The sequence below is a fragment of the Cupriavidus sp. FW305-26 genome (assembly GCF_058787975.1).
This window is the reverse complement of the sequence record NZ_JBYTAH010000078.1, coordinates 22274-29299: the sequence shown is the minus strand read 5'-3', so window position 1 is coordinate 29299 and position 7026 is coordinate 22274. Positions and strand designations below refer to the sequence as shown.

5 protein-coding genes and 1 pseudogene are annotated in these 7026 nt (G+C 65.6%); all 6 read left to right on the top strand.

Annotated elements, in window-relative coordinates; translation table 11 throughout:
- Positions 1-347, top strand: a pseudogene (locus tag AC3WQZ_RS30225) (branched-chain amino acid ABC transporter permease); the annotation flags it as partial.
- A gap of 331 nt (positions 348-678) precedes the next feature.
- A complete protein-coding gene (locus AC3WQZ_RS30220; protein ID WP_439668406.1) occupies positions 679-1215 on the top strand; it encodes a hypothetical protein in 537 nt (178 codons plus the stop codon).
- An 82-nt stretch (positions 1216-1297) separates the two neighbouring features.
- Positions 1298-2059 carry a sulfite exporter TauE/SafE family protein gene (locus tag AC3WQZ_RS30215; protein WP_010811282.1) on the top strand — a complete coding sequence of 254 codons (762 nt, stop codon included), beginning with the start codon at positions 1298-1300 and terminating at the stop codon, positions 2057-2059.
- Between the two features lie 349 nt (positions 2060-2408).
- The gene (locus tag AC3WQZ_RS30210; RefSeq protein WP_010811281.1) at positions 2409-3560 is read left to right on the top strand and encodes an ABC transporter substrate-binding protein; all 1152 of its coding nucleotides are present in this window, start codon (positions 2409-2411) and stop codon (positions 3558-3560) included.
- Positions 3561-4126: 566 nt separating this feature from the next.
- Entirely contained in the window at positions 4127-5179 is a 1053-nt protein-coding gene (locus AC3WQZ_RS30205) for a branched-chain amino acid ABC transporter permease (protein WP_492301808.1), read from the top strand.
- A 3-nt stretch (positions 5180-5182) separates the two neighbouring features.
- Entirely contained in the window at positions 5183-7024 is a 1842-nt protein-coding gene (locus AC3WQZ_RS30200) for a branched-chain amino acid ABC transporter ATP-binding protein/permease (protein WP_010811279.1), read from the top strand.
- Positions 7025-7026 lie beyond the last annotated feature (2 nt).

Below are 7026 nucleotides of genomic sequence, written 5' to 3'. Positions count from 1 at the left end.
CGGGGCTGGCCGGCTCGATCAAGGCGCTGGTGCTGGGCTTCGAGACGCTGACCGACGTGCACTGGTCGATGTCCGGCTCGGTCATCCTGATGACACTGGTCGGCGGCCTGGGCACATTGTCGGGCCCGATTGTCGGTGCCTTCGTGGTGGTCGCGCTGGAGAACAAGCTGGGCGACATCGGCAACTTCCTGGCGTCGGTCACCGGCATCTCCTGGTTCGGCACGCTGGGCGAGTCGGTGACGATGGTGACCGGCGTGATCTTCGTGATCTGCGTGCTGACTTTCCGCCGTGGCATCATGGGCGAGCTGCTGGCGCGCTTCGGGGGCCACTCGGGCAAGCGGGAGTAACCCGGCAGGAGTGACCGCGGGTCGACATGCCCGATTCTGGGGCTAGGGTTTTTTCTAGCTTGTCCTCGATGCACCGCTTCGTTACATTCCATATACGGTTTTCGCAGGTTAAATGGAGGCGGAAGCGAGGAGACGACAGGCGCGCACCCGGTGTCGGGTAGCAGCGTTATAAATAAAGGGCGTTGCCGGGTGATCCTCGGCAACGCTTTTTTCATTTGGGCCTCCCAATCGCTGCTGTGGCGCTTTCGCCCCATCATGGGGCATCCAGGCTGCACCGGCATCACCTGGCTACCCTCCACATGCGACAATGCGGGCGCTCTCATTGCCCGCCATGCCTGCCGCACCTGATTCCCCCGACTCCCCAGCCGTTCCGGATCATCCCGACGCGCCCGCGCCGCAGGGTTTGGTACGCCTCGGACTGGGCGCCGACGCAGCCACGCTGGAAGCCTGGCTGGCTACGGTGCAGCCACTGCCGGTGCCCGCCGCGCGCGCGCGCCGGCTGATGCTGGACGAGCTGCTGGCCCAGTCCGGTCGCGGCATCTGCCTGCTGGTGGATGATGCGCAGGCTCCGCACGATCTGCTGGCGTGCCTGCCGGTGGCGCTGCTCCCGAGCCTCGAGCTTGCCGGGCTGGCCGCTTGCGGCATGGAGTGGTGGGTACGGCCCGGCCTGGACGGCGGGGCCCGCCGCGCCTGCCTTGAGGCCTGTTGTGCCACGCTGGCCGACTGGGGCCGCGCGCACGGTATCCGTCACGCGCTGCTGGCGCCGGGGCTGGCGGCAGGGCAAGGCGGCGCGCCGCCGGGCTTCAGCCCGCATGGCAACGGCATGTGGCACCGCAGCCTGGTGCCTGCGGCCAAGGTGCTGGGCTGAACTGATACCGCCCGGCAGCGCGCCGGCCCGCCCGCACCGATCTCCTCCGATCCTATCCCTTTTCGCTTTCCTGCTTCCTGCAATGACGGAATTCGCATTCCTGGCGGTTGCCGCCTTTCTCGCCGGCCTGATTGACGCGGTCGCCGGCGGCGGCGGCCTGGTACAGATCCCGGCGATGTTCTCGGCCTATCCCAATGTCGCGCCGGCCACGCTGCTGGGCACCAACAAGATGGGCTCGATCGCGGGCACCGCCAACGCGGCGCTGCGCTACGGCCGCAGCGTGCGCATCTACTGGGGAGCGACCGCGCCCGCGGTGGTGGCGGCCCTTGTCTTCTCGATGGCCGGTGCCTGGGCGCTGACCAAGATTCCGGCCGAACCGCTGCGCAAGGCGTTGCCATTCGTGCTGGTGGTGTTGCTGGTCTACACCGTGGCCAAGAAGGACCTGGGTACGGAACACGCGCCGACGCTGTCGGGGTCGCGCGAGCGCGTCGCGGCGCTGCTGGCCGGTGCCGCCATCGGCTTCTATGACGGCGTGTTCGGCCCGGGTACCGGCAGCTTCCTGATGATCGCGTTCGTGCGGGTGTTCGGCTATGACTTCCTGCACGCGGCGGCCTCGACCAAGGTGGTCAACCTTGCCACCAACCTGGCGGCGCTGCTGTTGCTGGCCAGCAAGGGCCATATCTGGTGGCAACTGGGCCTGGTGATGGCAGTGGCCAACATCGCCGGCAGCCAGGTGGGCAGCAAGCTGGCCCTGCGCCACGGCAGCGCCTTCGTGCGCAAGGTGTTTATCGTGGTGGTGAGCGCGCTGATCCTGAAGACCGCCTGGGACGCGTTCCTGCGCTGACGGCGAAGCCGGGCGGCGCTCGCGATGCGGGTTAATCCTCCCTTTTCGCGCCAAGTCGCTGTGCTAGACTCGATCCGAATTCCCGACCGCACGGTCGGTGAATAGCCGGATCGCGCCGATCCGGGGGAGTGGTGCGGACGGGGAAACTGGGGAGCGGCCTTGCGTCGTTCCTGGCTGTAGCGCAGGTGCCGGCGATGTGCCTGTGTTGACCCGAGGGGTCGATCAAGGCCCACTGAACCGGATGGTATGCGCACCCGCTGGGCTGCGCCTCATCCAGTTCAGTGGACCAGGGCATCCGCCGGTGGACGCCGGACGGATGCCTTTCCGTTTCAGGAACCGAGGAGACAAGATGGATTTCAAGCGCGCCAGCCTGCTGGCAATCGCTGCGGCGAGCCTGGTTGCCGGTGCAGCCCAGGCACAGGTCAAGGTCGGGGTGACGGTGTCGGCCACGGGTCCGGCGGCATCGCTGGGTATTCCGGAGAAGAACACCTTCACGCTGATGCCCAAGGAAATCGCGGGCAAGAAGATCGAGTACATCGTGCTGGACGATGCCTCCGACACCACCACCGCGGTCAAGAACACCCGCAAGCTGATCAGCGAAGACAAGGTTGACGTGGTGGTGGGTTCCACCGTGACGCCGAACTCGCTGGCGATGGTGGACGTGGTGGCCGAGAACGATACGCCGATGATCACCATGGCCGCCTCGGCCCGCATCATCGAGCCGATGGATGCCAAGCGCGCCTGGGTCTTCAAGACGCCGCAGAATGACTCGCACATGGCGACCGCCATTGCCGAGCACATGACCAACAACAACGTGAAGACGGTGGCCTTCATCGGCTTCGCGGACGCCTATGGCGACAGCTGGGCGCAGGAGTTCGCCAAGGTGGCGGAGCTGCGCAAGATCAAGGTGGTCGCCAACGAGCGCTTTGCCCGTACCGATACCTCGGTCACCGGCCAGGTGCTGAAGATGATGAGCGCCAATGCCGACGCCGTGCTGATCGCAGGCTCGGGTACGCCCGCGGCGCTGCCGGCCAAGACGCTCAAGGAGCGTGGTTTCAAGGGCAAGATTTACCAGACCCACGGTGTGGCCAATGCCGACTTCCTGCGCGTGTGCGGCAAGGATTGCGAAGGCACGTTCCTGCCGGCCGGGCCGCTGCTGGTGGCTGAGCAATTGCCGGACAGCAATCCGGTGAAGAAGCCGGCCATGTCCTACAAGACTTCTTACGAGAAGGCCTTCGGTGGCCAGGTCTCGACCTTCGGCGGTCATGCCTGGGATGCGGGGCTGATCCTGCAGCATGCCATCCCTGAGGCGCTGAAGAAGGGCCAGCCGGGTACCAAGGAATTCCGCAAGGCATTGCGGGATGCGATGGAGCAGACCAAGAATCTGCCGGTTTCGCATGGGATCATGAACATGAGTGCTACCGACCACCTTGGCTTTGATCAGAGGGCACGGGTGATGGTGCAGATTGTTGATGGGAAGTGGAAGTTGTTGACTAAGTGAGGGTCGGGGGGCGGCGTGGCGCTATGCGGTTGGGTGTCGCCCTTGGCAAGTGCTGCTGTTTCGCCGGCTTAGCCGGCGAGTCACTTTCTGTCCGAGCGACAGAAAGTAACCAAAGAACGCGTCGCCTATGCGGCTGGCAATAAATTGCACGGTGTTGGTGGTTCGCACGGTGGTGCTTGCCGTTCTGGCGTGGTTGCCCGTTCGACCCTGCTACGCCATGTGAGTCAGGGATAGTGCCTTCGATAACCCACTATTGAACAATCCCCATGCAGGGCGTAGGCCGCCTGCTGCAAACGGCATCGCCTGGACGCCTACGGCTGCTGCGCCGGCTCAAAGTGCGCTGACGGTCATTGGGCGCTTGCGCGAAACGCTACACCTGCCAAGAGCGACAACCAACCGCATGGCAACAATGCGAAACGCTCACGCCGCCATACACACCTCTCGTTAGGGCTTGCCTGTATTTCCACATTAGGCAATCCGTTTACTATTGCGTAAATCCCGAAGCACACAGCACCCTGTCGGCCCCCATATGATGCAGGCAGGTATTTCCAAGAGACGGGGAGACAATGGACTTATCAATCGCTGCCATCCTGGCCCAGGACGGCATCACCTCGGGCGCGATCTACGCGCTGCTGGCACTGGCCCTGGTGCTGGTGTTCTCGGTGACCCGGGTCATCTTCATCCCGCAAGGGGAGTTTGTTGCCTACGGCGCGCTGACGCTGGCGGCGATGCAGGCCGGTCACGCGCCGCAGACCAGCTGGCTGCTGCTGGCGATGGGGGCGCTGACCTTCGTCTATGAAACCGTCACGGTGCTGCGCAGCGCCGAGTTGCGCCGCACGCTGGGCCAGCGGCTGGCGGTGCTGGCAGGAAAATACCTGGTGTTCCCGCTCGCGGTGCACTGGCTGGCGCAGCAGTATGGCGCGCAGCCGCTGCCGATGCTGGCGCAGATCGCGCTGACGCTGCTGATCATCATCCCGCTGGGGCCGATGCTGTACCGGCTGGCCTACCAGCCGCTGGCCGAGGCCAGCACGCTGGTGCTGCTGATCGTCTCGGTCGGCGTGCACTTTGCGCTGGTGGGGCTGGGCCTGGTGATGTTCGGGGCGGAGGGTTCGCGCACCAATGCGTTCTCGGATACGCGCTTCGACGTGGGGGCGCTCAGCATCTCGGGCCAGAGCCTGTGGATCGTGGGCGTGTCGGCGCTGCTGATCGGCGCGCTGTACTTCTATTTCGAGCGCACGCTGCAGGGCAAGGCGCTGCGCGCGACCGCGGTGAACCGGCTGGGCGCGCGCCTGGTCGGTATCGGCACCACGCAGGCGGGGCGGCTGTCGTTCACGCTGGCCGCGGCGATGGGCGCGCTGTGCGGCATCCTGATCGCGCCGCTGACCACCGTGTACTACGAGTCGGGCTTCCTGGTGGGCCTGAAGGGCTTTGTCGGCGCCATTGTCGGCGGGCTGGTGAGCTACCCCGTGGCGGCGCTCGGTGCGCTGCTGGTGGGCCTGCTTGAATCCTATTCGTCCTTCTGGGCCAGCGCGTTCAAGGAGGTCATCGTCTTCACACTGATCATTCCGGTGCTGCTGTGGCGCTCGCTGACGAGCAAGCATGTCGAGGAGGAGGAATAAGCCATGACCATGCTGACCGACAAGCAGGCGCGGGTGGCCAGTGCCGAGGCAGGCAGCCGTGCGCGGCTGAACCGCAACCGGGTCCTGGTGCTGGCTTTCATTGTGGTGCTGGTGTTGCTGCCGGCGCTGCCGACACCGGAGTTCTGGATCACGCTGGGCAATTACATCGGCCTGTACAGCATCGTGGCGATCGGGCTGGTGCTGCTGACCGGGGTGGGCGGCATGACCTCGTTCGGGCAGGCCGCGTTCGTGGGGCTGGGCGCGTACAGCACTGCGTACCTGACCACGCAGTTCGGGCTGTCGCCCTGGTTCGGGCTGATGGTGGGGCTGGTGATCACGATGGCATCGGCCTATGTGATCGGGCTGATCACGATGCGCATGTCCGGCCACTACCTGCCGCTGGCGACCATTGCCTGGGGCCTGTCGCTGTTCTTCCTGTTTGGCAACCTGGAGTTCCTGGGCAAGTATGACGGCCTGAACGGGATCCCGGTGCTGTCGCTCTTCGGCATCGAGCTGCAGTCGGGCCGCTCGATGTTCTACCTGATCTGGGCGGTGGTGCTGCTGGCCGTGCTGGCGATGCAGAACCTGCTGAACTCGCGCCCGGGGCGCGCCATCCGCGCGCTCAAGGGCGGTGGCGTGATGGCCGAGGCCATGGGTGTGAACACCGCATGGATGAAAGTGGTGATCTTCGTGGTGGCGGCGGTTTTGGCGTGCGTGTCGGGCTTCCTGTACGCGCACCTGCAGCGCGCGGTGAACCCGACGCCGTTCGGCCTGAACTACGGCATCGAGTACCTGTTCATGGCCGTGGTCGGCGGCGTGGGCCATGTGTGGGGCGCGGTGCTGGGCGCGGGCATCCTGACCATCCTGAAGGATGTGCTGCAGGGCGTGCTGCCCAAGCTGCTCGGTGCCAACGGCAACTTCGAGATCATCGTCTTCGGCGTGCTGCTGGTATTGCTGCTGCAATACGCGCGCGATGGCATCTGGCCGTTCCTGCGGCGTCTGGTGCCTTCTGGTCCACCGGTGCTGGCGCCGGCGCAGGCTGAGGCCCTGGCCGTGCGCCAGAAGCCCGAGGCGGGCGACCTGATTCTGGATGTGCGCGCCGCGCGCAAGGAGTTCGGCGGGCTGGTGGCGGTGAACGATGTCAGCTTCCAGGTGCGCGCGGGCGAGATCATCGGGCTGATCGGTCCCAATGGCGCGGGCAAGTCCACCACCTTCAACCTGGTGACGGGCGTGCTGCCGGTCACGCGTGGGGAGGTGCGTTACCGCGGTGAAGTGATCTCGGGCCTGCCGTCGCGCGAGATCGTCAAGCGCGGCATCGGCCGCACCTTCCAGCATGTGCACCTGCTGCCGACCATGACGGTGCTGGAGAACGTGGCCATAGGCGCGCACCTGCGCGGTGATTTCCGCGCCCAGGGCGGCGTCTCGGCAGCGATCCTGCGCATGAACAAGGCCGAGGAAGAGAAGCTGCTGTTCGAGGCGAAGCGCCAGCTTGAACGCGTGGGCCTGGCCGATTGCATGTACATGGAAGCCGGCAGCCTCGCGCTGGGCCAGCAGCGGATTCTTGAAATCGCGCGTGCGCTTTGCTGCGACCCGGCGCTGCTGCTGCTCGACGAGCCGGCAGCGGGCCTGCGCTACAAGGAGAAGCAGGCGCTGGCCGAGCTGCTGCGCAAGCTCAAGGGCGAGGGCATGAGCGTGCTGCTGGTCGAGCACGACATGGATTTCGTGATGAACCTGACCGACCGGCTGGTGGTGATGGAATTCGGCACGCGCATTGCCGAGGGCGTGCCCGAGGAAGTGCAGAAGAACCCCGCAGTGCTGGAAGCCTACCTGGGTGGCGTGGAGTAAGG